The 21,989-nt window shown below is 36.4% G+C and carries 21 protein-coding genes and 1 pseudogene; 14 read left to right on the forward strand and 8 right to left on the reverse strand.

The features are described 5' to 3' along the window. Window positions 1-169 precede the first annotated feature (169 nt). Complete coding sequence (locus AOY20_RS07135; protein WP_054581216.1) at window positions 170-1,078, reverse strand: LysR family transcriptional regulator; 909 nt, start codon at window positions 1,076-1,078, stop codon at window positions 170-172. A gap of 149 nt (window positions 1,079-1,227) precedes the next feature. Between AOY20_RS07135 and AOY20_RS07140 the strand changes: the two genes are divergently transcribed. The 5 genes from AOY20_RS07140 (at window position 1,228) to AOY20_RS07160 (ending at window position 6,325) form a co-directional block, all read left to right on the forward strand. Then, entirely contained in the window at window positions 1,228-2,265 is a 1,038-nt protein-coding gene (locus AOY20_RS07140; RefSeq protein ID WP_054581217.1) for a cupin domain-containing protein, read from the forward strand. 22 nt (window positions 2,266-2,287) lie between these two features. Beyond that, window positions 2,288-3,508, forward strand: coding sequence for a 3-hydroxybenzoate 6-monooxygenase (locus AOY20_RS07145; protein ID WP_054581218.1), 1,221 nt, complete (start codon window positions 2,288-2,290; stop codon window positions 3,506-3,508). Continuing rightward, complete coding sequence (gene maiA, locus AOY20_RS07150; RefSeq protein ID WP_054581219.1) at window positions 3,505-4,143, forward strand: maleylacetoacetate isomerase; 639 nt, start codon at window positions 3,505-3,507, stop codon at window positions 4,141-4,143. Before AOY20_RS07145 ends, maiA begins: the two co-directional genes overlap by 4 nt. 34 nt (window positions 4,144-4,177) lie before the next feature. Continuing rightward, complete coding sequence (locus tag AOY20_RS07155) at window positions 4,178-4,882, forward strand: fumarylacetoacetate hydrolase family protein (protein WP_054581220.1); 705 nt, start codon at window positions 4,178-4,180, stop codon at window positions 4,880-4,882. A gap of 84 nt (window positions 4,883-4,966) precedes the next feature. Further along, the gene (locus AOY20_RS07160; protein ID WP_054581221.1) at window positions 4,967-6,325 is read left to right on the forward strand and encodes an MFS transporter; all 1,359 of its coding nucleotides are present in this window, start codon (window positions 4,967-4,969) and stop codon (window positions 6,323-6,325) included. A gap of 203 nt (window positions 6,326-6,528) precedes the next feature. Here AOY20_RS07160 and AOY20_RS07165 read toward each other — a convergent pair whose 3' ends face one another. Both AOY20_RS07165 and AOY20_RS07170 read right to left on the reverse strand, forming a co-directional pair. Beyond that, window positions 6,529-7,881 carry an MFS transporter gene (locus AOY20_RS07165; RefSeq protein ID WP_054581222.1) on the reverse strand — a complete coding sequence of 451 codons (1,353 nt, stop codon included), beginning with the start codon at window positions 7,879-7,881 and terminating at the stop codon, window positions 6,529-6,531. A 387-nt stretch (window positions 7,882-8,268) separates the two neighbouring features. Continuing rightward, window positions 8,269-9,078, reverse strand: a complete 810-nt coding sequence (locus tag AOY20_RS07170) for an IclR family transcriptional regulator domain-containing protein (protein ID WP_054581223.1) — start codon at window positions 9,076-9,078, stop codon at window positions 8,269-8,271. Window positions 9,079-9,232: 154 nt separating this feature from the next. Here AOY20_RS07170 and pobA point away from each other — a divergent pair, with 154 nt between their 5' ends. Further along, entirely contained in the window at window positions 9,233-10,426 is a 1,194-nt protein-coding gene (gene pobA, locus AOY20_RS07175) for a 4-hydroxybenzoate 3-monooxygenase (RefSeq protein WP_054581224.1), read from the forward strand. Window positions 10,427-10,518: 92 nt separating this feature from the next. Here pobA and pcaU read toward each other — a convergent pair whose 3' ends face one another. Beyond that, on the reverse strand, window positions 10,519-11,343 hold the full coding sequence (gene pcaU, locus AOY20_RS07180) for an IclR family transcriptional regulator PcaU (RefSeq protein WP_054581225.1): 825 nt from the start codon (window positions 11,341-11,343) through the stop codon (window positions 10,519-10,521). A 281-nt stretch (window positions 11,344-11,624) separates the two neighbouring features. Here pcaU and AOY20_RS07185 point away from each other — a divergent pair, with 281 nt between their 5' ends. The 8 genes from AOY20_RS07185 (at window position 11,625) to pcaG (ending at window position 18,386) form a co-directional block, all read left to right on the forward strand. Further along, window positions 11,625-12,296, forward strand: coding sequence for a 3-oxoacid CoA-transferase subunit A (locus AOY20_RS07185; protein ID WP_054581226.1), 672 nt, complete (start codon window positions 11,625-11,627; stop codon window positions 12,294-12,296). Window positions 12,297-12,313: 17 nt separating this feature from the next. Further along, on the forward strand, window positions 12,314-12,964 hold the full coding sequence (locus AOY20_RS07190) for a 3-oxoacid CoA-transferase subunit B (protein ID WP_054581227.1): 651 nt from the start codon (window positions 12,314-12,316) through the stop codon (window positions 12,962-12,964). A 122-nt stretch (window positions 12,965-13,086) separates the two neighbouring features. Beyond that, window positions 13,087-14,292: a 3-oxoadipyl-CoA thiolase gene (pcaF, locus tag AOY20_RS07195; RefSeq protein WP_054581228.1), complete on the forward strand. Its 1,206-nt coding sequence runs from the start codon at window positions 13,087-13,089 to the stop codon at window positions 14,290-14,292. Window positions 14,293-14,353: 61 nt separating this feature from the next. After that, window positions 14,354-15,718 (forward strand): 3-carboxy-cis,cis-muconate cycloisomerase, encoded by a 1,365-nt coding sequence (locus AOY20_RS07200; protein WP_054581229.1) that lies wholly within the window; start codon window positions 14,354-14,356, stop codon window positions 15,716-15,718. Further along, window positions 15,706-16,491 (forward strand): alpha/beta fold hydrolase, encoded by a 786-nt coding sequence (locus AOY20_RS07205; RefSeq protein ID WP_227510386.1) that lies wholly within the window; start codon window positions 15,706-15,708, stop codon window positions 16,489-16,491. The genes AOY20_RS07200 and AOY20_RS07205 overlap by 13 nt, the downstream gene beginning before the upstream one ends. A gap of 92 nt (window positions 16,492-16,583) precedes the next feature. Further along, a complete protein-coding gene (pcaC, locus tag AOY20_RS07210; protein WP_054581231.1) occupies window positions 16,584-16,982 on the forward strand; it encodes a 4-carboxymuconolactone decarboxylase in 399 nt (132 codons plus the stop codon). 34 nt (window positions 16,983-17,016) lie between these two features. Further along, window positions 17,017-17,742: a protocatechuate 3,4-dioxygenase subunit beta gene (gene pcaH / locus AOY20_RS07215; RefSeq protein ID WP_054581232.1), complete on the forward strand. Its 726-nt coding sequence runs from the start codon at window positions 17,017-17,019 to the stop codon at window positions 17,740-17,742. An 8-nt stretch (window positions 17,743-17,750) separates the two neighbouring features. Next, window positions 17,751-18,386 carry a protocatechuate 3,4-dioxygenase subunit alpha gene (gene pcaG / locus AOY20_RS07220; RefSeq protein ID WP_171250441.1) on the forward strand — a complete coding sequence of 212 codons (636 nt, stop codon included), beginning with the start codon at window positions 17,751-17,753 and terminating at the stop codon, window positions 18,384-18,386. Between the two features lie 70 nt (window positions 18,387-18,456). Here the strand turns inward: pcaG and AOY20_RS07225 are convergent, their stop codons facing one another. The 4 genes and pseudogenes from AOY20_RS07225 to AOY20_RS07240 all read right to left on the reverse strand — a co-directional run bounded on the left by AOY20_RS07225 (window position 18,457) and on the right by AOY20_RS07240 (window position 21,918). After that, the gene (locus AOY20_RS07225; protein ID WP_054581234.1) at window positions 18,457-18,846 is read right to left on the reverse strand and encodes a PaaI family thioesterase; all 390 of its coding nucleotides are present in this window, start codon (window positions 18,844-18,846) and stop codon (window positions 18,457-18,459) included. Between the two features lie 39 nt (window positions 18,847-18,885). Then, window positions 18,886-19,416, reverse strand: a pseudogene (locus tag AOY20_RS07230) (DUF3237 domain-containing protein). A 54-nt stretch (window positions 19,417-19,470) separates the two neighbouring features. Next, window positions 19,471-20,724 (reverse strand): OprD family outer membrane porin, encoded by a 1,254-nt coding sequence (locus AOY20_RS07235; protein WP_054581235.1) that lies wholly within the window; start codon window positions 20,722-20,724, stop codon window positions 19,471-19,473. Window positions 20,725-20,778: 54 nt separating this feature from the next. Continuing rightward, the gene (locus AOY20_RS07240) at window positions 20,779-21,918 is read right to left on the reverse strand and encodes an acyl-CoA dehydrogenase family protein (RefSeq protein WP_054581236.1); all 1,140 of its coding nucleotides are present in this window, start codon (window positions 21,916-21,918) and stop codon (window positions 20,779-20,781) included. Window positions 21,919-21,989: the final 71 nt, after the last annotated feature.

Below are 21,989 nucleotides of genomic sequence, written 5' to 3' on the forward strand. Positions count from 1 at the left end.
AAAATATTGAGAGTGAATAATTGTTTATTATCATTTTTTACTTTTGTTACCTTTAAAAATCGATTAGGGATTTAATATTTAGCGAAGAATACATTCTCTTTTGAAGTATACGTCTATCTAAAATAATTTTTATTTCTGATATATTTTGATTGTTTAACTTAGTTCGATATTAGACATCTTCAAAGTTTGTTCCTGAAAATAATGAAAAACAAACACGGCGTAACCATTGATTACTTGGATTATTGTGTACACGAGAATGCCAATGTTGTTTCACCTCATATTTAGCGAAATTAAAAGGAAGCTCGATAATTTTCAATCGTCCCCTAGATAATAAAACATGGCTTAAATAGTTCGGTATAGTTGCAATCGCATCAGTTTCCTGAATAACAAGTCCAATCCCTAAATAGCTTGGTAGCGTTACAGATGTATTTCTTTTAATACCGAGTTTTTGTAACTCATGTTCCACTACATAATGTCCACCCGTTGCTAAAATATCGATATGTAATTCTTGGCTATATTGTTCAACTGTAATTCGATTCTCTCGTAAACGAGGATGTTCAGCATTTGCAATTACAACATAATGCTGATTAAAAAGTGTTTGTTGATAAAAGCCAGCTTCTAATTGAGGTAAGAAACCGATTGCTAAATCAATATCGCCTGATTCCATTAAACGTTGAGTATTATTGTCAATCGGAACAATATTTATACGAATATTGGGTGAATGTACCTGTAAGTAATTTATGAGCTTTGGCAATAAGACTAAATGACTAATGTCCGTCATACTGATATTGAATTGTTGATTTGATGTTCTAGGGTCAAATTCAACATTGAAGTCATTAATACTTTGAATTTGTGTTAAAACACTTCGAATTCCTTTTGATAAATTTATTGATAAATCAGTTGGTTGCATTTCATTTCCAACTCGAATAAATAAAGGATCATGATAATGTTCTCTTAATTTATTTAAGCCAATACTCACAGTTGGCTGACCAATTCCAAGCTCATCAGAAGCTTTTGAAACACTTCGATGTTTAAAAATTGCATCAAAAATATTCAATAAACGCGTATCAATGCTCATAAATTAGACAAAAAAACTGTATTGATATAATCAATACAGAGTATTGAATCTAGCGAATAGATTCAAGTTATTTTGGTTGCTAAATTAAAAAACAAGAAATATTGAATGCGAACTTTAGTTGCATCATTCATCAATGGAAGAGGTAAGTTATGGAACAGCTTGCAACATTAGCAGATCTCCCGGAACGCTATTTGGAACATCTAGAACAAAGTAATTTAGTCCCATTATGGCCCAGTCTTCGTAATGTTTTACCCCCGATAAAACCAATTCCACATACACAAAGTTTAGTTTGGAAATATAGTGAAATTAAGCCTCTATTATTAGAAGCTGGGGAATTAACACCGATTGAAAAGGCTGAAAGACGTGTCCTAGTACTCGCAAATCCAGGACATGGTTTGGAAAATATGCGTGCAACTTCAGTAATTTATCTTGGAATGCAATTGCTTCTTCCAAATGAGTGGGCACCTGCACATCGCCATACACCGAATGCAGTTCGTTTAATTGTTGAAGGTGAAAAAGCCTATACAACGGTTGAAGGCGTTAAATGCCCAATGGAACATGGTGATTTAATTTTAACACCATCGGGTTTATGGCATGAACATGGTCATGATGGTGATCAACCAGTGATTTGGTTAGATGTGCTTGATTTGCCATTGGTGTACTACATGGAAGCATCTTTTGTAGAAGGTGGCGAGTCACAGCCTGTAAAAACTGTAGAAAATAAAATGAGTTATAGCGCAGGTCTAGTACCAGTACAGCATCATATTCGCGCTGAACAAAATTATCCAATGCTTCGATATCCATGGAAAGATGCTAAACAATTACTCATCGATTTATCAGAAAAACAATCTGAAGGTCCAATTCAGGTGGCATATGTGAATCCTGAAACAGGTGAAGATTGTCAAAAAATTATTGGTTATTCAGTGCTTATGGTGAGATCAGGTGAAACAGTTCAGTTACAACCGCGCTCAGCAGCAATGGTATTTCATGTAATTGAAGGTGAAGCTGAAATTAAAATTGATGGAAAAATCTTTGGAATTGACCAAGCAGATACAGCTTGTGCACCTTGTTTTTCAAATATTGATTTAATCAATAAGTCTAATAGACCTTGCTTTATTTTTATAGCAGATGAAGCACCAATTCAGAAAAAACTTGGTCTGTATTCGGTTCGTGCTCGCAGTGAATGATCGTTTTTAAAGGATGAAGAACATGTCAAATCAAACGATGCCTATTTTAGTTGCTGGTGGCGGTATTGGTGGTTTTGCTGCAGCATTAGCTTTAGCAAAACGTGGTTTCAAAGTGCAAGTTTTTGAGCAAGCACCAGAAATTGGTGAAATTGGTGCGGGAATTCAATTAGGACCAAATGCATTTAATGCATTTGATGCTCTAGGGATTGGTGATCGTGCACGTGCACGTGCAGTTTATACCGATTATATGGTTATGCATGATGCATTGGATGAGTATCAAGTTGGTCGTATTGAAACTAGTGAGGCTTTTATTAAACGATTTGGTAATCCATATGCGGTTATTCATCGTGCTGATATCCATACGTCATTAGTTGAAGGTGCACAGGAAAGTGGTGATATTGAAATTATCACAGACTGTAAAATTGTTAATGTTGATCAAGATGAAAATAGTGTGACGATTACAGATCACAAAGGTAATGCATATATTGGTCAAGCATTAATTGGTGCAGATGGTGTGAAATCTATTGTCCGTGAAAAATATGTAGGTGATCCTGCATTAGTAACAGGTCATGTGGTATATCGTGCTGTTGTATCTAAAGAAGAATTTCCTGAAAACTTACAATGGAATGCTGCAAGTATTTGGGTCGGTCCGAATTGTCATTTAGTACATTATCCATTGCGCGGCGGTGAAGAATATAACGTTGTTGTAACTTTCCATAGTCGTGAACAAGAAGAATGGGGTGTTAAAGATGGTTCTAAAGAAGAAGTTCTTTCTTACTTCCAAGGTATTTGCCCTAAAGCACGACAATTAATTGAATTACCAAAATCATGGCGTCGTTGGGCAACTGCTGATCGTGAACCAATTGATCAATGGACGTATGGTCGTATTACATTATTAGGTGATGCTGCTCATCCAACAACTCAATACATGGCACAAGGTGCATGTATGGCAATGGAAGATGCGGTTACATTAGGTGAAGCACTACGTATTACGAATAATAATATTGAGCAAGCATTTGATATTTATCAACGTGCACGTGTTGCTCGTACTGCACGTATAGTTCTATCTTCACGTGAAATGGGTAAGATTTATCATGCTAAAGGCGTACAGCGGATGGTACGTAATGATTTATGGCGTGGTCGTCCTAGTGAAGGTTTCTATGAGGCAATGTCTTGGTTATATAACTGGAATGTTGATAACTGTTTAGATGCGGCGAAAAATTATACGGGGAATGCAGCATGAAAATGTTTGGATTTTTCCGTAGTGGAACATCGCACAGAACACGTATCATTTTAAATTTAAAGCAAATTAACTACGACTTTCAGCCAATTTCATTAATGAAAAATGAGCATAAACTAGCGAGCTTTAAAGAACTTAATCCGCAAGGTTTTGTACCTGTACTTGAAGTAAATGATCAAAAACTTATTCAAAGCCCTGCAATTATTGAGTGGTTAGAAGAGCAGTACCCAATGCCTGCGTTGTTACCTCAAGAAGAGCCTGCAAGAGCAAAAGTACGTGCGATTGCAGCCTTGATTGGATGTGATATTCATCCAATCAATAACAAACGTATCCTTGAATATCTTCGTCATACATTAAAACTTGATGATCAACAAGTTGAAACATGGTGCCAGCATTGGATTAATGAAGGGTTCAATGCTTTAGAACAACTACTTGAACAAGATCAAGTACGTGGTGATTTTTGTGTAGGGGATGCACCAACAATTGCAGATGCATACCTAATTCCACAAGTTGATTCATCAAAACGTTTTAATGTTGATATGACTAAATATCCTAATATTCAGCGTGTTTATGATGCATGTATGCAATTACCTGCATTTCAAGCAGCTGCGCCAAAAAATCAACCAGATGCTGTGTAATCCAGCTAAATATTGAAATAAACAAGGAATGAACATGAGTTTCGTATTTAATCCAATGCCGATTGTTGGTTTACCAGTAAAAGATACAGAAGCATTATTTCCAGTACGTCGTGTGTACTGTGTAGGTCGTAACTATGCTGCGCATGCACGTGAAATGGGCTTTGATCCAGATCGTGAACCACCATTTTTCTTTTGTAAGCCAAATGATTCTGAATCAATTGTGCCTGTACCTGAAAATGAGGCTGTAACAATTCCTTACCCAAGTTTAACGTCTAACTATCATTATGAAATTGAGCTTGTTGTCGCAATTGGTAAAGACGGCAAAAATATTTCTGTAGAAGATGCAGTGAACTATATTTATGGTTACGCCGTTGGTTTAGATATGACTCGCCGTGATTTACAAATGGCTCAACGTGAAAAAGGTCGCCCATGGGAAGTTGGTAAGGCATTTGATTATTCAGCACCTATTGGGCTTATTCACCCGATTTCACAAACTGGTGAATTAAACTCAGGTGATATTCACTTAACAGTTAATGGTGAGACTAAGCAACGTAGTGATGTAACTCACCTCATTTGGAATATTGCAGAAACAATTGCAAATCTTTCAACACTATTTGAGTTAAAGCAAGGTGATTTAATCTTTACAGGTACTCCGGAAGGTGTTGGTGCTGTAGTTCGTGGAGATGAAATGCGTGCTGAAGTAGCTGGTTTAACTGGTATAACAGTAAAAGTTGCTTAAGAACAAAGAAAAAATACTCTCATTTGAGAGTATTTTTTTCGCAAAGGATGCAGGGTGCTTCAGGATGACAAAAGGAGAGATGCAATGTCTCAAAATCAACAAGTAGATGTACAAAATTTCATAGATGAAAATCCGTTATCGGGTGCACAAAAACGTATAATTTGGTTATGTTTTTTAATTGTTGCAATTGATGGTTTTGATACAGCCGCTGTAGGTTTTATTGCTCCAGCATTAAAAGCTGAGTGGGCATTACAAGCAGCAGACTTAGCACCATTATTTGGTGCAGGTTTATTTGGTTTGATGGCTGGTGCACTAATTTTTGGTCCATTGTCAGATAAATTTGGTCGTAAACCAATTTTAATCGGTTCGGTAATTTTATTTGGTTTAGCAAGTTTGGTGAGTGCATTTACGACTGATTTACAATCATTGGTGGTTTGGCGCTTTATTACTGGACTTGGTTTAGGTGGGGCAATGCCAAATGCCATTACTTTGACTTCCGAATATAGTCCTTCAAAGCGTCGTTCTAGCCTTGTGACTTTAATGTTCTGTGGTTTTACTATTGGTTCAGCTTTAGGTGGTATTGCAGCGGCTCAGTTATTACCTCATATCAGTTGGCATGGAATTTTATTGCTTGGTGGTATTATGCCATTATTGACAGTGCCATTTTTGATTTGGTTATTGCCTGAATCACTCAGATTTATGGTATTTAAAAATTACGCACAGCATAAAATTGATAAAGTTTTAAAAAGCATTGCTCCTCATTTAACACAGTTACCAAAATTATTACCAAGTACAAGTGAAGCTAAAAATAAAGTGAGTATTAAGGCACTATTTAGTCGTCAATTTGCTTTAGGCACAATTCTAATTTGGTGCACATTTTTTATGAGCTTATTAATCATTTATATGATTTCGAGCTGGATGCCGACACTCTTGACGAATGAAGGTTTCAACTTAGTGAATGCTTCATGGTTGACTTCAATTTTCCAAATTGGTGGTACGATTGGTGCAATCATTATTGGTTTGTGTATGGATAAAATTGAGCCTGTAAAAGTACTCAGTTTTGTTTACGTATTGGGCGGTTTATTTCTTATTTGTTTAGGTTTGGGAATTGAACAATCCAATATGCTGTTACTGATGCTTGCAATGTTTGGTGTTGGTGTTGGTATTAGTGGTTCACAAGTAGGTGTAAATGCATTTACTTCAGGCTTTTATCCAACATATTGTCGAGCAACTGGAGTAAGCTGGGCAAATGCAGTAGGACGTTCAGGTTCTGTGATTGGCTCTGTCATTGGTGGTTGGTTAATGTCATTAAATCTATCTAGTTTTGAAATTATGTCGATTTTAGCAATACCAGCATTCTTTGCAGCATTTTCATTATTTATGATTAAACGATTAAAAACAGAATCTCAGCCTTTTATTCAACCTATTATTATTAAAGATTAAGTATAAGAATATTGATGGAAAATCTTTGATCAGCAACCTATAAGAATTCTCTTGTAGGTTGTTATTTATTTAAGAGTTTTTAATTTTAAAAAGATAGTTTTACTAATTTTGTTGTGAATAATATAAAAGTGTTGATGTAGTACTACTTAAGTTTCGATTTTTATTTAAAGATCCGCTCTTAAAGAGCGGATCAAATTTTTGATTTAAACCATTTTTTCAATTGAATTTGGATAGCTGACTTTTATTGTATTTCTGTTTTGTATCTTAGAAATAGCGAGTACAGTAATAATTGCAAGTATGAAAGCACCACCATAGTATCCATATAGCGTGAGTGAAGAGATTCCACTATCTAAAAAAGCACCTGCAACAAGTGGGGATAAAATTCCACCAATACGACCAAAACCAATAGCATAACCTACGCCAGTTGCACGTACATCTGCCTCATAAATTGATGGAGACATGGCATATAAGCCTGCGACACAGCCATTTGCCATCATGCCTAAAAGTACAGATAAAATGAAAGCAATAGTTAATGATGCTGTGCTACCAACAAATAACCAAATTAATACCGCAGTAAGTGCAAGAAATGCTGCTTGTACATAAAAAATACGAACACGAGAACTAATGAATCCTAATAATGCCGCTCCAAACATACCGCCTGCACTAATTAATACACCAGCTGTAACTCCCTGTTCTGTTGTCATTCCATTCGCTGATAAAATTTTTGGCGTCCAGCTCATGACGAAATAGAAACCAAACATGACAAAAAAGAAGCTTAGCCAAATACAAATTGTTTGAAATGCTAAACGTGGGCTGAATAGGCGAGAAATTCCACTTTTTTTCAACTCGGCAGTTTGTGAAATAATGGGTAATTGCGTTAATCGAGTAATATTGATTTTTTGTGTTAAGACATTAATTCTATTTAATGCATTTTTAGGTTGTTTAGCGAGTAAGTAATCTAATGATTCTGGTAACCAAACATAAGAAATAATAAACATGAATAGGGTAGTTAAGCCACCAGTCAGAAATACAGAGCGCCAACCAAAACTACTAATCAATGCAATGGCAATAATACCACCAACAGTTGCACCAATTGCATAGCCAGTACACTGAAGACTTACAGCCAAACTTCTCCAACGTGAAGATGCATATTCACTCGCAATTACATTGCTGCTTGCTAAAATGCCACCAATTCCAATGCCAGTAATAAAGCGCATTAAGCCCAGTTGCATGGCTGTTTGAGCAAAAGATGCAGCAACCATACTAAGTCCAGAAATCAGTAGGCATAGCAAAATTAATGGGCGACGTCCTATTTTATCTGCCCAAGGTGCTAAAAATAATGAGCCTGCACCCATGCCAAATAAGCCAGCACTGAGTAGGGCGCCTAATTCTGCCCCTGATAATCCCCACTCATTAGATACAGATGCGGCTGTAAAAGCCATAACGAGTACATCAAAGCCGTCAATGACATTAAGCAAAATACAGATAAAAATAACAAACCACTGAAAACCATTCATGTTTTTGTTATTCATTTCCTCACGCGGGTTCTGAACCATTTACTTTCTCCATGGAAATCGATACGTTCTGGCTTAGAAAACTGTATGAAAATAAATCATTTATTTAGCAGCGAAAAAATCTAAGTAGAAAGCATCATCCTAGTAATATTTAAGGTTTTATTTTCAGTCTAAGAACCCGTCCATGTTCCATTATTGATGTATTCATCAACCTGACTGTTTTGATGAATTTATCATCATTGGATCCAAATTCAAGTATGTTTTTACTGTAATATGCTAGTTTTATAGAAATATAGTGACTTTTAAAGTTATAAAATATTGAAAATTATATTAATTTAGTCGGAATAAAAAATTATACTGAACCGTCAATATTTCAATTGCATAAAAGAAATAGGAAGTTTTTTAGATGAAATTAGATAATTTCATTTGTCATAGCAGTGCACGTAAATCATGTGCAGTTTGTTTTAGGAGTGGTAAAATATTTTGAATAAGATAAGAAGATTGAATTCTGTTACTTGGACCAATACAGTTTAAGGCAGCTACCGTATCACCTTGCATATTTAATATTGGAACAGCCATCGCAATAACTCCAAGTTCATGTTCTTCTGTTGAAATACAGTAATCATGTTGATTAATTTCAGCTAATGTTTGTAACAAAATTTGAGCATCTGTAATTGTGTACGGTGTTAGACGTTTGAGCTGATATTTATCTAACCATTGTTGCTGATCTTTTTCATTTAAACGAGATAATAAGATTTTTCCTGTCGATGTTGCATACGCTGGAAGGCGATTACCTAAATGCACACCTAAAGGGCTAATTTTTGCACTGTTATTTTGTAGTGCTATGCTTTTAGCAACAGGAACGACTTCATGTTCATCTAAAACAACGACAGAAAAACTGAGAGTAGTTTTTATGCTAAGAAAATTTAGCATAGGTTGAGATACCTTTGGTAAATATGCCGAACTTAGATAAGCGCTTGAAAAGCGTAGCACTTTGTAAGTAAGCCAGTAGAAATGTTCATCAGTGTCTAAATATCCAAGAAATTTGAGTGTGCGTACATAACGTCTAGCAGCACTACGACTTAGCCCTGTACGTTCTGCAATTTGTGTCACATTTAGCTTTTGACGTTCCATGCCAAAGCATTCCAGTAGACTGAGTCCTTTTGCAAGCCCAGCAATGTAATCATCGTATTGTATAGTTTCACTATTTTTATCATTAGAAATCAAATTATTACGCACTTTGAAAAATCCTTCTTAACTTTTGTGCTTTTATATCTTGTCCGATCATCGGTCAAAAGTCATCTATTTCGGTCGGGATTAGGGCTAAAGTCTAGTCTATATTTAAAAAATTACTTAGTTTTAAAAAAGAATCTTTATTTGAGAAGATGAGTATATGGAAATTCTAAAAACCAAGGTTGCAATTATTGGATCAGGTCCTGCGGGATTACTTCTAGGACAATTATTATATAAAGCCGGCATTGACCATATTTTAATTGAGCAGAGAAGTGCAGAATATGTTGCTGGACGAATTCGTGCAGGTATTCTTGAGCAAGTTTCTGTTGATTTACTGGAAGAAGCAGGGGTTGATGCTGAACTCAAAGTAAAAGGTTTACCACATAATGGGATTGAAATTTTAACAAATGGTGAGAAATATCGTGTTGATTTAACCAAACTAACAGGTGGTAAACAGGTTACGGTCTATGGGCAAACTGAAGTTACAAAAGATCTTATGTTAGCGCGTACACAAGCAGGTTTAAGTTCATTTTATGAAGCACATAATGTTCAAATTCACGATTTTTATACAGATCAACCATCTGTAACTTTTGGATATAAAGATCAGAAATTTATAATTCAATGTGATTTTATTGCGGGTTGTGATGGTTATCATGGGATATGCCGTGCGAGTGTTCCTAAAGATAAAATTAAGACTTTTGAAAAGGTTTATCCTTTTGGTTGGCTTGGTGTTTTAGCCGATGTTCCACCTGTTGCAGATGAATTGATTTATGTACAATCTGAGCGCGGCTTTGCCTTATGTAGTATGCGTTCAAATACAAGAAGCCGATATTATTTACAGGTTCCATTGACAGATAAAGTAGAAAATTGGTCCGATGAACAATTTTGGGAAGAGTTGAAAAATCGCTTAGATCCAGAAAGCCGTGAAAAATTAGTAATTGGTCCATCAATTGAAAAGAGTATTGCACCTTTACGCAGTTTTGTTACAGAGCCAATGCGGTTTGGTCAATTATTTTTAGCAGGAGATGCTGCGCATATTGTACCGCCAACAGGAGCGAAAGGGCTTAACTTAGCTGCTTCTGATATTGCATTTCTATCAAAAGCACTGATTGAATACTATCAAACAGGTTCTGAAAATGGACTAGAGCATTATTCAGAAAACTGTTTAAAACGAGTGTGGAAGGCAGAGCGTTTTTCATGGTGGATGACGCATTTATTACATCGTTTCGAAACAGAAACTGAGTTTGAACATAAAATTAAACAAGCAGAGTTAAGTTATATATTAGGATCTGAGGCGGGGCAAACAACACTTGCTGAAAATTATGTGGGGTTACCACTACAAAAAGCGGGTTAGTATTTGTAATTTAAGTTTCATCCATTTGTTATAAAAACACATCGAGGTCTTAAGATTTCGATGTGTTTTTTATTGAGTCAGAATATTCTGACTCAAAGCATTTGTCTAAACTCTGTGGCTGTTTCTCTAAGTAAAGGCAGAATATGTTGTTGTAAATATTCATGACTTGTTTTGCCTGTTGGTGAAACGATATTAAGTGCAGCAACGACATTTGCTCTACGATCATAAATGGGAACTGCAAGTGCATGTATTCCAAGTTCATGTTCTTCAGCTGAATAACAGAATTCATCAGATCGTATTTGTTTAAGCAATGTTAAAAAGGCTTGATTATCAGTATATGTATATTTAGTTAAAGATTTTAATGGATAATGATAAAGCCATTCTTGTTGTGCATCTTCATTTAAATAGCTGAGTAAAATTTTACCTGCAGATGTGGCATGGGCAGGCAATCTATTTCCTAGATGTAATCCATAAGGATTTACTCGGTCTGTTTGTTGATGAGCAGCACTGCGTGCAATTGTAATTGCTTCAAAGCCATCTAAAACCATGACGGAATAAGTGAGAGAAGTTTGTTGAGTCAATAAATTAAGTAAGGGTTGAGCAATTTTAGGTAGTTGTGCACCACTTAAATAGGCACCAGAAAATTTCAAAACTTTAGGACTTAAAGTGTAATAGTGCCCATCGAAATCAAGATAGCCTAAATATTCAAGTGTCAGTAAATGACGACGTGCAGCTGCACGAGTTAAGCCTGTTCGCTCTGCGGCCATTGTGACATTTAAGCGATGACGATCATTAGCAAAACAATCTAAAATTGCAAGTCCTTTACTTATGCCAGCTATGAAGTCTTCATGTCGAATGACTTTTTTATTTTCAGGATGTTGTATCCTTTTTTCTGCTATTTCCTTATTTTTGTTCATTTTCTCTCCTTGAAGTATTCGAATTTCTGTGTTGATGTTCAACCTATTACTTGAATTTAAAAACAGAAATTATTTTTTGTGCGATCATCGAACAAAAGAACTATAAATCGTACAAAACTCATTTTTAACCGTAGTCGAATGCTAGGTTTTTATCAAGAATGGATAATACGAAATCCTAAGGACTTTAGTTGGAATTTATTCTCCGTCCAGAATAATTCTTTCTGAATACTTAGGATTTCCAAAAAATATTTAAATACAGTGGAAACACATGGAGTTATTTGATGATCGATAAAAGTTCATCTTCAATGATGGAAGTCCTCTCAAAAATTAAAGATGGTTCAACCATTATGATTGGTGGTTTTGGTACGGCAGGCCAGCCTGCTGAACTCATTGATGGTTTAATTGAACTTGGTGTAAAAGATCTTATCATCGTCAATAACAATGCTGGAAATGGTGATTATGGGCTTGCTACACTGCTAAAAACAGGTGCTGTCCGTAAAATTATTTGTTCATTTCCTCGTCAATCTGATTCTTATATTTTTGATGAACTTTATCGTGATGGAAAAATTGAATTAGAACTTGTTCCTCAAGGGAATTTAGCTTGTCGCATTCAAGCCGCAGGTATGGGACTTGGACCTATTTATACTCCAACAGGTTTTGGAACTTTACTCGCAGAAGGCAAACCAACGCTTCATTACGAAGGCAAAGACTTTGTCTTAGAAAACCCAATTAAAGCTGACTTTGCACTTATTAAAGCTTATCAGGGAGATCGTTGGGGGAATCTTATCTACCGAAAATCTGCACGTAATTTTGGTCCAATTATGGCAATGGCAGCAGATGTCACAATTGCCCAAGTGAGTGAAGTTGTCGAATTAGGTGCACTTGATCCTGAACATATCATTACTCCTGGGATTTTTGTTCAACATGTTGTTCAAGTACAACCAGCACAATAAGGAATCGGAGAAATAAAATGAGCTATAGCAAATTAAGCCGTGACCAAATTGCCCAACGTGTTGCACAAGATATTCCAGATGGTGCTTATGTTAATTTAGGCATTGGTTTACCAACTAAAATTTCGAGTTATTTACCATCAGACAAAGATGTATTTTTACATTCTGAAAATGGCTTATTGGCATTTGGTCCACCACCTGCCGAAGAAGATCGTGATCCTGAACTGATTAATGCAGGAAAAGAATTTGTCACCATGCTCACAGGTGGTTCATTTTTCCATCATGGAGACTCATTTGCCATGATGCGAGGCGGTCATTTAGATATCGCTGTTTTAGGTGCTTTTCAAATTGCAGAAAATGGTGACTTAGCGAATTGGCATACGGGTGCACCTGATGCTATTCCTGCTGTAGGCGGTGCAATGGATTTAGCTGTTGGTGCTAAAAAAGTCTTTATCACCACAGATCATGTCACTAAAAAAGGTGAACCTAAAATTGTCAAAGAACTAAGCTATCCTGCTACAGGGTTGAAATGTGTAGATCGAATCTATACCGATTTATGCGTTATTGATGTGACCCCTGAAGGGTTGAAATTAATTGAAAAAGTTGAAGGTTTATCATTTGAAGAGTTGCAGTCGATGACAGGTGCAACACTGATTAATGCGATCACTTAAAGCAGAAAATCTCTCCTTTATTAAAGGAGGGATTTAGGGAGGATTAATGTTAAAAATTAACTTCCTTTAAATCCCTCCAAGCCTCCCTAAAAAAGGAAGGAATTTATGAACAAGGATTTAAAATGAAAAATGCCTATATTATTGATGCTATTCGCACCCCATTTGGTCGTTATGCAGGTGGATTAGCCTCTATTCGTACCGATGACTTAGGTGCATTGCCTATTAAAGCATTAATGGAACGTCATCCTAATATCGATTGGAAAAAAGTTGATGATGTAATCTATGGCTGTGCTAATCAAGCAGGTGAAGACAATCGCAACGTAGGAAGAATGTCTGCTCTACTTGCAGGTTTGCCATACCAAGTTCCTGCAACAACTGTAAATCGCTTATGTGGCTCATCTTTAGATGCAATTGCAATGGCAGCACGTACGATTAAAGCAGATGAAGCTGATTTAATGATTGTTGGTGGTGTAGAAAGCATGTCTCGTGCACCATTTGTAATGGGAAAATCAGAAACAGTGTATGGCCGCAATCAAAAGCTTGAAGATACCACAATGGGATGGCGCTTTATCAATCCAGAGCTTAAGGCTCTATATGGTGTTGAAACAATGCCACAAACAGCAGAAAACGTTGCTGAACAATTTAATATTTCTCGTGCAGATCAAGATTTATTTGCTTTTAATAGTCAGCAAAAAACAGCTACAGCTCAAAGTAATGGTTTTTTTAGTAAAGAAATTATTCCTGTCATCATTCCACAGCGTAAAGGTGAACCGATTGTTATCAATACGGATGAACATCCACGTGCATCAACCACACTTGAAGGTTTAAATAAATTAAAACCTGTTGTAAAAGCCGAAGGGTCTGTAACAGCTGGTAATGCATCAGGAATTAATGACGGTGCAGCCGCACTATTAATAGCATCAGATAAAGCCATTTCACAATATGGCTTAAAACCACGTGCAAAAATTATAGGTGCTACAGTTGTTGGTGTTGAACCTCGTATTATGGGATTTGGCCCAGCCCCTGCTATTAAAAAACTACTTACACAAACAAGTTTAACCTTAGAACAAATAGATGTCATTGAGCTAAATGAAGCATTTGCAGCACAAGCTTTAGCGGTAACACGTGATTTAGGTTTGGCTGATGATGATGTCCGCATAAATCCAAATGGTGGAGCAATTGCATTAGGTCATCCACTAGGTGCATCGGGAGCACGATTGGTAACAACTGCACTGAATCAACTTGAAAAAAGTGGTGGGAAATATGCGTTATGTTCAATGTGTATTGGTGTAGGCCAAGGCATTGCTTTGATTATTGAACGAGTTTAAATCACGATTATATATTTCTTGAGTGAGATATTCGTGTTGAATAAATAAAAAGGAATCCGATATGCAACTATATGCAAGTTTATTTTACCAAGCTGAAGTTACTGAAATTTTTAGTGATGAAGGGATGGTACGCTATATGTTGCAAGCAGAGGCGGCATTGGCTCGAGCTCAGGCAAATGTGGGCATAATTCCAGATGCAGCTGCTTTATTTATTACTCAAATTTCTCAGCAACCCATTAAAAATATTATTGATTTTTCGATATTGGGTCATGCCGCAAGTATGTCTGGAAATATTGCAATTCCTTTGGTTAAGCAGTTTACAGCTGTTGTAAAGCAACATGATGAGGATGCTTCACGTTATGTTCATTGGGGAGCGACGAGTCAAGATATTATTGATACTGCATGTATTTTACAGTGTCGAGATGCACTAAATATTATAGAAAAACAATTATTTCAAGCAATTCATGCAACAAAATTGTTGACAGAACAATATCGTCATCAGGTCATGATTGGACGAACATGGTTACAACAGGGTTTACCATTAACATTTGGTCATAAAACTGCACGCTGGCTTTCAAGCTTACAGCGAGATTTACAACGGCTTCAAACCATCAAAGAATCTGCTTTAACTGTGCAATTGGGAGGTGCTGTTGGCACACTTGCTTCCTTACTTGATCAAGGGAGTTTGGTTGTTGAAGCATTTGCGAAAGAACTTAATTTGAATGTTCCCGATTGCACATGGCATGGGGAGCGCGATCGTATTGTAGATATTGCACATGTATTGGCTGTTTTGACTGGTAATTTAGGCAAAATCGCACGTGATTGGTCACTCATGATGCAAACAGAAATTGCTGAAGTGTTTGAACCGAGTGGTGCTGAACGAGGAGGTTCATCAACCATGCCTCATAAACGTAATCCTGTTGCTGCCGCATCTATTTTGGCTGCAGCAAATCGCGTTCCAGCACTGATGTCAAGTATTTATCAAAGTTTGGTACAGGAACATGAACGTAGTTTAGGTGCTTGGCATGCCGAATGGTTAGCGTTACCTGAAATATTCCAGTTAAGTTCAGGCAGTTTAGCGAGGGCGATAGAGGTTTTTGAAGGTTTAGAAGTAAATACTGAAAATATGTATCGAAATCTTGAGTGTACTCACGGTCTTATTATGGCTGAAGCTTTAATGATGGCTTTAGCACCTAAATTAGGTCGACTTAATGCACATCATATTGTTGAAGAAGCATGTAAAAAAGCAGTAGCTGAGCAATGCCATTTAATTGATATTGTAAAAAATAATACAGAAATTACAGCACTGTTTAGTGTGGAACAACTTCATAAAATTTTTAATCCGCAACACTATTTAGGTAATACCCAACAACAAATTGATGCTGTATTGAAAGATGTACAAAGGAAGGTGCAATCATGTCGTTAATAAATAATCGTAATGGTCAACAATTAGCTGTTTATAGTTTTGGTGATATTGGTCAGCCAACTATTATTTTTTCAAATTCATTAGGCACTGATCATTCAATGTGGCAGTTTCAAGTTGATCAGTTTTCAAAAGAGTACTTTGTTATCTGTTATGACACACGTGGTCATGGAAAAAGTACTGTTATTGAAAATACAACCATTACTAATTTGGCTGAAGATGTGATCGATATTCTTGATTACTTTAAAGTAGAGAAAGCACATTTTTGTGGCATTTCTATGGGGGGGATTACAGGTCTTCAACTTGGTTTGGAAGCACAGCAACACTTTTATAGTATTACGATAGCAAATTCAGCAGCCAAAATTGGTCAAGAAGCAGCATGGTTATCACGTGCAGATGCGGTAGAAAAAGAAGGTCTAGCCGATATTGTCAGTACAACACATACACGCTGGTTTAGCCATAAATTTGATTATATTCACGATACTGTTGCACAAAAAACTATACAAAGTCTTTCAGTCACTTCTCCTAAGGGATATGCAGAATCTTGTCGTGCACTAGCACAAGCAGATTTACGTGATGAGATCGCAAAAATTACTGTTCCTTGTTTAATTTTATGTGGTGAGTTTGATCCTGTCACTACAGTTATAGATGGTGAGTTTATGCAAATGCATATTCCAAATAGTGAATTTGCAGTCGTTGAAGCATCGCATTTATCTAATATTGAAGCAGCAAATGAATTTAATAATATTTTTAAGAGATTTATATCAAAATATTGATTTAATTTAAATATTTTAATGGCGTGAAGTGGTTTTTTAATCTTTATGCTGATGTATAACAATGTATAACAATGTATAAGAGTGTATTTATCATGAATGATGAAGATCGTTACAAACAGGGAATAGAAGTACGCACAGAGGTTTTAGGCGAAGCACATGTAGGGCGTTCTTTAGAAAATTTAAATGACTTCAATGAAGATTTCCAAAACTTTATTAGCCGATTTGCATGGGGTGAAGTGTGGTCAAGACCTGGTATGCCAAGGCATACACGTAGCCTCGTAACCATTGGAATTTTATTAGCACTTGGGCGTGAAGCTGAATTACGCATGCATATTCGTGCATGTTTTAATAATGGTGTCACGAAAGATGATTTAAAAGAATTATTTTTACATTCTTCTTTATATGCAGGTTTACCTGCTGCAAATGCTGCAATGCATATCGCTGAAGAAGTTTTTGCAGAGCTAGGTATAGCACCAACAAAACTTAAATAACGGAAGATTTTTAGAATTGAACAAGGAGAGATTCATGTCTCAAATTATATTAGGTGCATATGCACAGCGTAATACAGATGATCATCCACCTGCATATGCGCCAGGCTATAAAACGAGTGTTTTACGGTCACCAAAAAATGCATTGATTTCAATAGCAGAAACACTTACAGAAGTAACAGCTCCACATTTTAGTGCTGATTTGTTAGGTCCAAAAGATAATGATTTGATTTTAAATTATGCAAAAGATGGTTTGCCGATTGGTGAGCGTATCATTATTCATGGATATTTACGTGATCAATTTGGTCGCCCTGTGAAGAATGCATTAATTGAAGTCTGGCAGGCAAATGCATCAGGTCGTTATCGTCATCCTAATGATAAGTTTATTGGTGCAATGGATCCAAATTTTGGTGGTTGTGGACGTATGTTGACAGATGAAAATGGATTCTTTGTTTTCCGCACGATTAAACCAGGTCCTTATCCTTGGCGTAATCGTATTAATGAATGGCGTCCCGCACATATTCATTTTTCTGTCATGGCTGATGGTTGGGCACAGAGATTAATTTCACAATTCTATTTTGAAGGCGATACGTTAATTGATAGTTGTCCAATTTTAAAAACAATTCCATCAGAACAGCAACGTCGTGCTTTGATTGCGCTTGAAGATAAGAGCAATTTTATTGAAGCAGATAGCCGTTGTTATCGTTTTGACATCACTTTGCGTGGTCGTCGTGGTACGTATTTTGAAAATGAATTAACGTGATAAGGAGTATCATAATGAACGGTTGGAATTTCCAGGAATTACATGAAACACCATCGCAAACTGGTGGGCCATACGTACATATTGGTTTAATGCCAAATCAGGCAGGGATTGAAGTTTTTCAACACAGTTTTGATAATCAACTGGCGAAAGCTGAAATACAAGGTGAGCGTATTCGTTTAGAAGGTCAGGTATTTGATGGTTTAGGTTTACCATTACGTGATGTTTTAGTTGAAATTTGGCAAGCTGATGCAAATGGTGTTTACCCAAGCCAAGCTGATACACAAGGTAAACAAGCAGATCCGAATTTTTTTGGCTGGGGAAGAGCGGCAGCTGATTTCGAAAGTGGTATTTGGCATTTTAATACGATTAAACCAGGTGTTGTGCCGGGTCGTAAAGGAAGTAAACAGGCACCACATATTGCATTGGTCATATTTGCACGTGGTATTAATCTTGGGCTACATACTCGTGTTTATTTTGAAGATGAGGTAGAAGCTAATGCCAATGATCCTTTATTAAATGGTATTGAATGGGCACCACGTCGTCAAACTTTAATTGCAAAACGTGAAGAACGTGATGGTCAAGTTATTTATCGTTTTGATATACGAATCCAAGGCGAAAATGAGACCGTATTTTTAGATATTTAGGTATTCTATAGGATGCTAAAATAACAAAAGGTCAGTCATTCTACTGACCTTTTTTATTGGTAATTTTAAGTTAATCTAAGACCATAAACGCAGCACTAGTTTTTGCGATCAGTTTTTTATGCTGCCAAGCCTCGCTTTCAATACTAAGAATTTTCTTCCCTTCTTTAATAAACCATGCTTTTGTTTGAATTGTACCTATTTCACAAGGTCTAAAAAAATCCATTGATAGATTAATGGTCGCTGCTGGTTTTTGCATTTGATTGAGAGCTGCTAAAATTCCCATTGCATCATCAAGCATGGCACAAATCATACCACCTTCTACAGTTCCACGTGGATTAGTAAAACTTTCAAGTGCCATATAGTCAACGCAGATTTCACGTTTATCAGCATCCCAATGAATATTATGTCCACCTAATAAATGATGGATTGGGGGGAGTTGACTGAATATTGTTGTATGCATCATTTGTTCCTTCCATGGTTTGTTGAGTTGCTTTTCATGCTATTTAAAAGTAAATGCATTATAAATAACGGCTTTTCCAAAACGTATTACATTGCCCGCAGCAATTGTTTTATTTAGCCAAGCATATTGAGAAGCACTCGTTTCAAATTGCATGGTTAATTTAAAGTAATATTGTGTTGGATCAACGTCATGTCCTTTACTAAGTTGTTTAAGGATATCTGGAGAGCCGTAACGATAGCCCTTAGTTTGTAAATAAGAGCACTATCTTCAGTTTCTAGAAAATAGCGAGTATCCATATGAGCAAGACCATTACTATCAATAGTTTGCCAATCTGCACCATTATTTAATATTTGTCCCTTAATTAACGGTCCTTTAAATGTTCCTCCAGTAATTGGAATAATCCGTCGTTGTCCTAAATCAGATGTTTTTCCTAATTTCCAAACAGGTATTTAGATCAACGTTAAAGGTCTAAAGAGGTTCAAGTTTCAATGGCGGTGGACTAAATTTGGTGTTCGCATAGCTCAGTGTTGATAATCCTAAACAAATATATAAACCCAATAGATATTTCATAGAATGATCTCACTAAAATAAAAAAGGCTCTGAGGATGCAGAGCCTAGAAATATTTATTTAAATTTCCATGTGTAATCAATATTAATGCGCGTTTCATTGGCAGGTTTGATATTGGCATTTGAAAGCATATTGTTATCGTATATTGCATAACGTGCTCTTAATGCTAAATTTTTTAAGAAACCACTTTGTATGGTATAGCCGATATCGAAGTCGAGTTCATCTTCTTTAAGATTGGTACCACCTAAACGAGGAGCATAGATATTTGTACCTTTTGTATAACGTGTCATAAATCGAAGACCTGGTACATATTTTTTGAAATCGTATTCATATCTAGCGCTATAGACTTTTTCTTTCGGATTTAGGAATTCACCTGTCCACGTATCAATGAGAACACCCGGTTCTCCACCTGTTAAGTATGGAAATGCTGTTTCACCTTGGTGATGGAAAGTAGATACAATAAATTTATGTTCTTTATGTTTTAGTTCAACATGTGCATGGATTAAATCATTATCCACTAGTCCTGCATTTGACTCTCCAGAGTCTCGACTTACGTAATATCTGATTTGACTTGTTAAGGTATTATTTTCATTAATTGGATATTTGTACGTTAAGCCGAGCAATGTCTGACGGAAAATGTCATGAACATCCATATAAAAGGAAGTTAGGCGTAATGGCACTGACTGAATGTCATAATTACCGCCAACATAATATAAATGACTAGTTTCAGCAGGGATAAAGCGACCATTGACGCCAGAAAGTTTTATTTTTTCATAATCGGTAGAATCTCGATGATTGACCTTATCAATATACGAAGCTTGAATATCAAGTTGAGAAATATCTTTTACATTTAATGCGACACCACGATAAGTTTGCGGTAGTAATCTGGCTGGAGAACCAACTAAGACAGGCGTCATAGGTTGTAGTGTACCTATACGTAAATCAGTTTTTCCAACTTTAATTTTACCTGTATAACGTAATTCACCATAACTGCCTTGAGGCTCATTGGTAATAGGATCTCGGGGAATATTTCCTGTTCCAGCATGTTTTGCATCCCCATGCAGTTTAAAGCCTGCTGTACCTAGTAAGTCTATTCCAAATCCAATTGGGCCTTCTGTATAACCTGAATTCATTTTTAAAATAAATCCTTGACTCCAATCTTTTGCTGCTGGATAAGCGGAGACATCGGTATAGTCACGATCAAAATAAAAGTTGCGTGCTGTCAGTTCGACAGTACTGTCCTCAATAAAACTATTTGCAAAAGCAGGTATAGTTAAAAGTAAAAATGGCATAGTCCATATTTTTTTCATCGTTATTTCATCCTGAAAATATTTTGAAAAATATTGTTTTAAGTGTGTAGGTGTTTATTTGCCTAAGAGTTCGCGTGCAACGATCTCTTTCATTATTTCATTTGTTCCCCCATAAATTTTTTGTACTCGTGCATCTACAAAAAAACGTGAAATTGGATATTCTTGCATGTAGCCGTAACCGCCAAAAAGTTGAAGAAGTTGATCGATTACTTCACATTGGGTTTCGGTAATAAAGCATTTCAACGCAGCAACTTCTGTAATACTCAAAGCATTTTTGCGATATAGATCTTTGCAGCGCTCTACAAAGGCTTCTGCTGCACGTGCCTTAATTTGTGCTTGTGCAAGAACAAAGCGAGTATTTTGAAATTGAGATAAATGTTGACCAAATGCTTTCCGTTCAAGTACATATTCTTTGGTAATTTCAATTGCACCGATCATTGCACCTAAAGCCATTAAGGAAATACTTAAACGTTCACGAGGTAATTCTTGCATTAAATAATTAAAGCCTTGACCCTCTTGACCGAGTAGTTGAGATTTTGGTACACGAACTTGGTCAAAGAAAAGCTCAGCAGTATCTTGAGCATGAAGCCCAATTTTCTTTAAACCACGACCTTTTTTGACCCCATTTAAATGTGCATCTACCAATAAAATAGAAATACCTTTTGCACGTGCTTGAGGATCTGTTTTCGCAACTAAAACAATTAAATCGGCATGGTGCCCATTAGAAATAAAGGTTTTAGAACCATCAACAATGTAGTGATCACCATCTAAAATGGCTTGAGTACGTATTGCTTGTAAATCCGAACCTGCATTTGCTTCAGTCATCGCAATTGCCGTTACAACTTCACCTGAGACCATTTTGGGAAGCCAATACTGTTTTTGCTCTTCACTGCCAATATTTTGAATATAAGGGGATACCAATTCACTTTGCCCACCAATTCCAACGGCGAGTGATGTAAATCCAGCTTTTGCTGTTTCTTCTACAAGCATTTGTGAATAATAGATAGGTGCGCCGTAGCCTCCATATTCTTCAGGAATATCAACACATAAAAATCCATTCTCGCCAAGCTTATGCCATAGTTCACGAGGAATAAGCTCTTGCTCTTCCCATGACTCATAATAAGGTGCAACTTGTTCAGCTAGAAAACGCTGATAATTTCGGCGAAAAAGTTCGAAATCACTATCATTTTGCATAGAGTATTCCTTTTTGAGGACGTAAAAGTCCAAGCGGCTCTATAAAAGAGCAGCTAAATTGAGGGTGAAAA

Source organism: Acinetobacter equi (assembly GCF_001307195.1).
GTDB lineage: Bacteria > Pseudomonadota > Gammaproteobacteria > Pseudomonadales > Moraxellaceae > Acinetobacter > Acinetobacter equi.

Excerpts from the sequence above, each read along its gene's own strand:
- AOY20_RS07200 (WP_054581229.1), top strand. The coding sequence starts at position 14,354 with ATGCAACTATATGCAAGTTTATTTTACCAAGCTGAAGTTACTGAAATT.
- AOY20_RS07235 (WP_054581235.1), bottom strand. The coding sequence starts at position 20,724 with ATGAAAAAAATATGGACTATGCCATTTTTACTTTTAACTATACCTGCT.
- pcaU (WP_054581225.1), bottom strand. The coding sequence starts at position 11,343 with ATGAACAAAAATAAGGAAATAGCAGAAAAAAGGATACAACATCCTGAA.
- AOY20_RS07240 (WP_054581236.1), bottom strand. The coding sequence starts at position 21,918 with ATGCAAAATGATAGTGATTTCGAACTTTTTCGCCGAAATTATCAGCGT.
- AOY20_RS07225 (WP_054581234.1), bottom strand. The coding sequence starts at position 18,846 with ATGCATACAACAATATTCAGTCAACTCCCCCCAATCCATCATTTATTA.
- pobA (WP_054581224.1), top strand. The coding sequence starts at position 9,233 with ATGGAAATTCTAAAAACCAAGGTTGCAATTATTGGATCAGGTCCTGCG.
- pcaC (WP_054581231.1), top strand. The coding sequence starts at position 16,584 with ATGAATGATGAAGATCGTTACAAACAGGGAATAGAAGTACGCACAGAG.
- AOY20_RS07165 (WP_054581222.1), bottom strand. The coding sequence starts at position 7,881 with ATGGTTCAGAACCCGCGTGAGGAAATGAATAACAAAAACATGAATGGT.
- AOY20_RS07145 (WP_054581218.1), top strand. The coding sequence starts at position 2,288 with ATGTCAAATCAAACGATGCCTATTTTAGTTGCTGGTGGCGGTATTGGT.
- AOY20_RS07190 (WP_054581227.1), top strand. The coding sequence starts at position 12,314 with ATGAGCTATAGCAAATTAAGCCGTGACCAAATTGCCCAACGTGTTGCA.
- pcaF (WP_054581228.1), top strand. The coding sequence starts at position 13,087 with ATGAAAAATGCCTATATTATTGATGCTATTCGCACCCCATTTGGTCGT.
- AOY20_RS07155 (WP_054581220.1), top strand. The coding sequence starts at position 4,178 with ATGAGTTTCGTATTTAATCCAATGCCGATTGTTGGTTTACCAGTAAAA.
- AOY20_RS07160 (WP_054581221.1), top strand. The coding sequence starts at position 4,967 with ATGTCTCAAAATCAACAAGTAGATGTACAAAATTTCATAGATGAAAAT.
- AOY20_RS07135 (WP_054581216.1), bottom strand. The coding sequence starts at position 1,078 with ATGAGCATTGATACGCGTTTATTGAATATTTTTGATGCAATTTTTAAA.
- pcaH (WP_054581232.1), top strand. The coding sequence starts at position 17,017 with ATGTCTCAAATTATATTAGGTGCATATGCACAGCGTAATACAGATGAT.
- maiA (WP_054581219.1), top strand. The coding sequence starts at position 3,505 with ATGAAAATGTTTGGATTTTTCCGTAGTGGAACATCGCACAGAACACGT.
- AOY20_RS07140 (WP_054581217.1), top strand. The coding sequence starts at position 1,228 with ATGGAACAGCTTGCAACATTAGCAGATCTCCCGGAACGCTATTTGGAA.
- AOY20_RS07185 (WP_054581226.1), top strand. The coding sequence starts at position 11,625 with ATGATCGATAAAAGTTCATCTTCAATGATGGAAGTCCTCTCAAAAATT.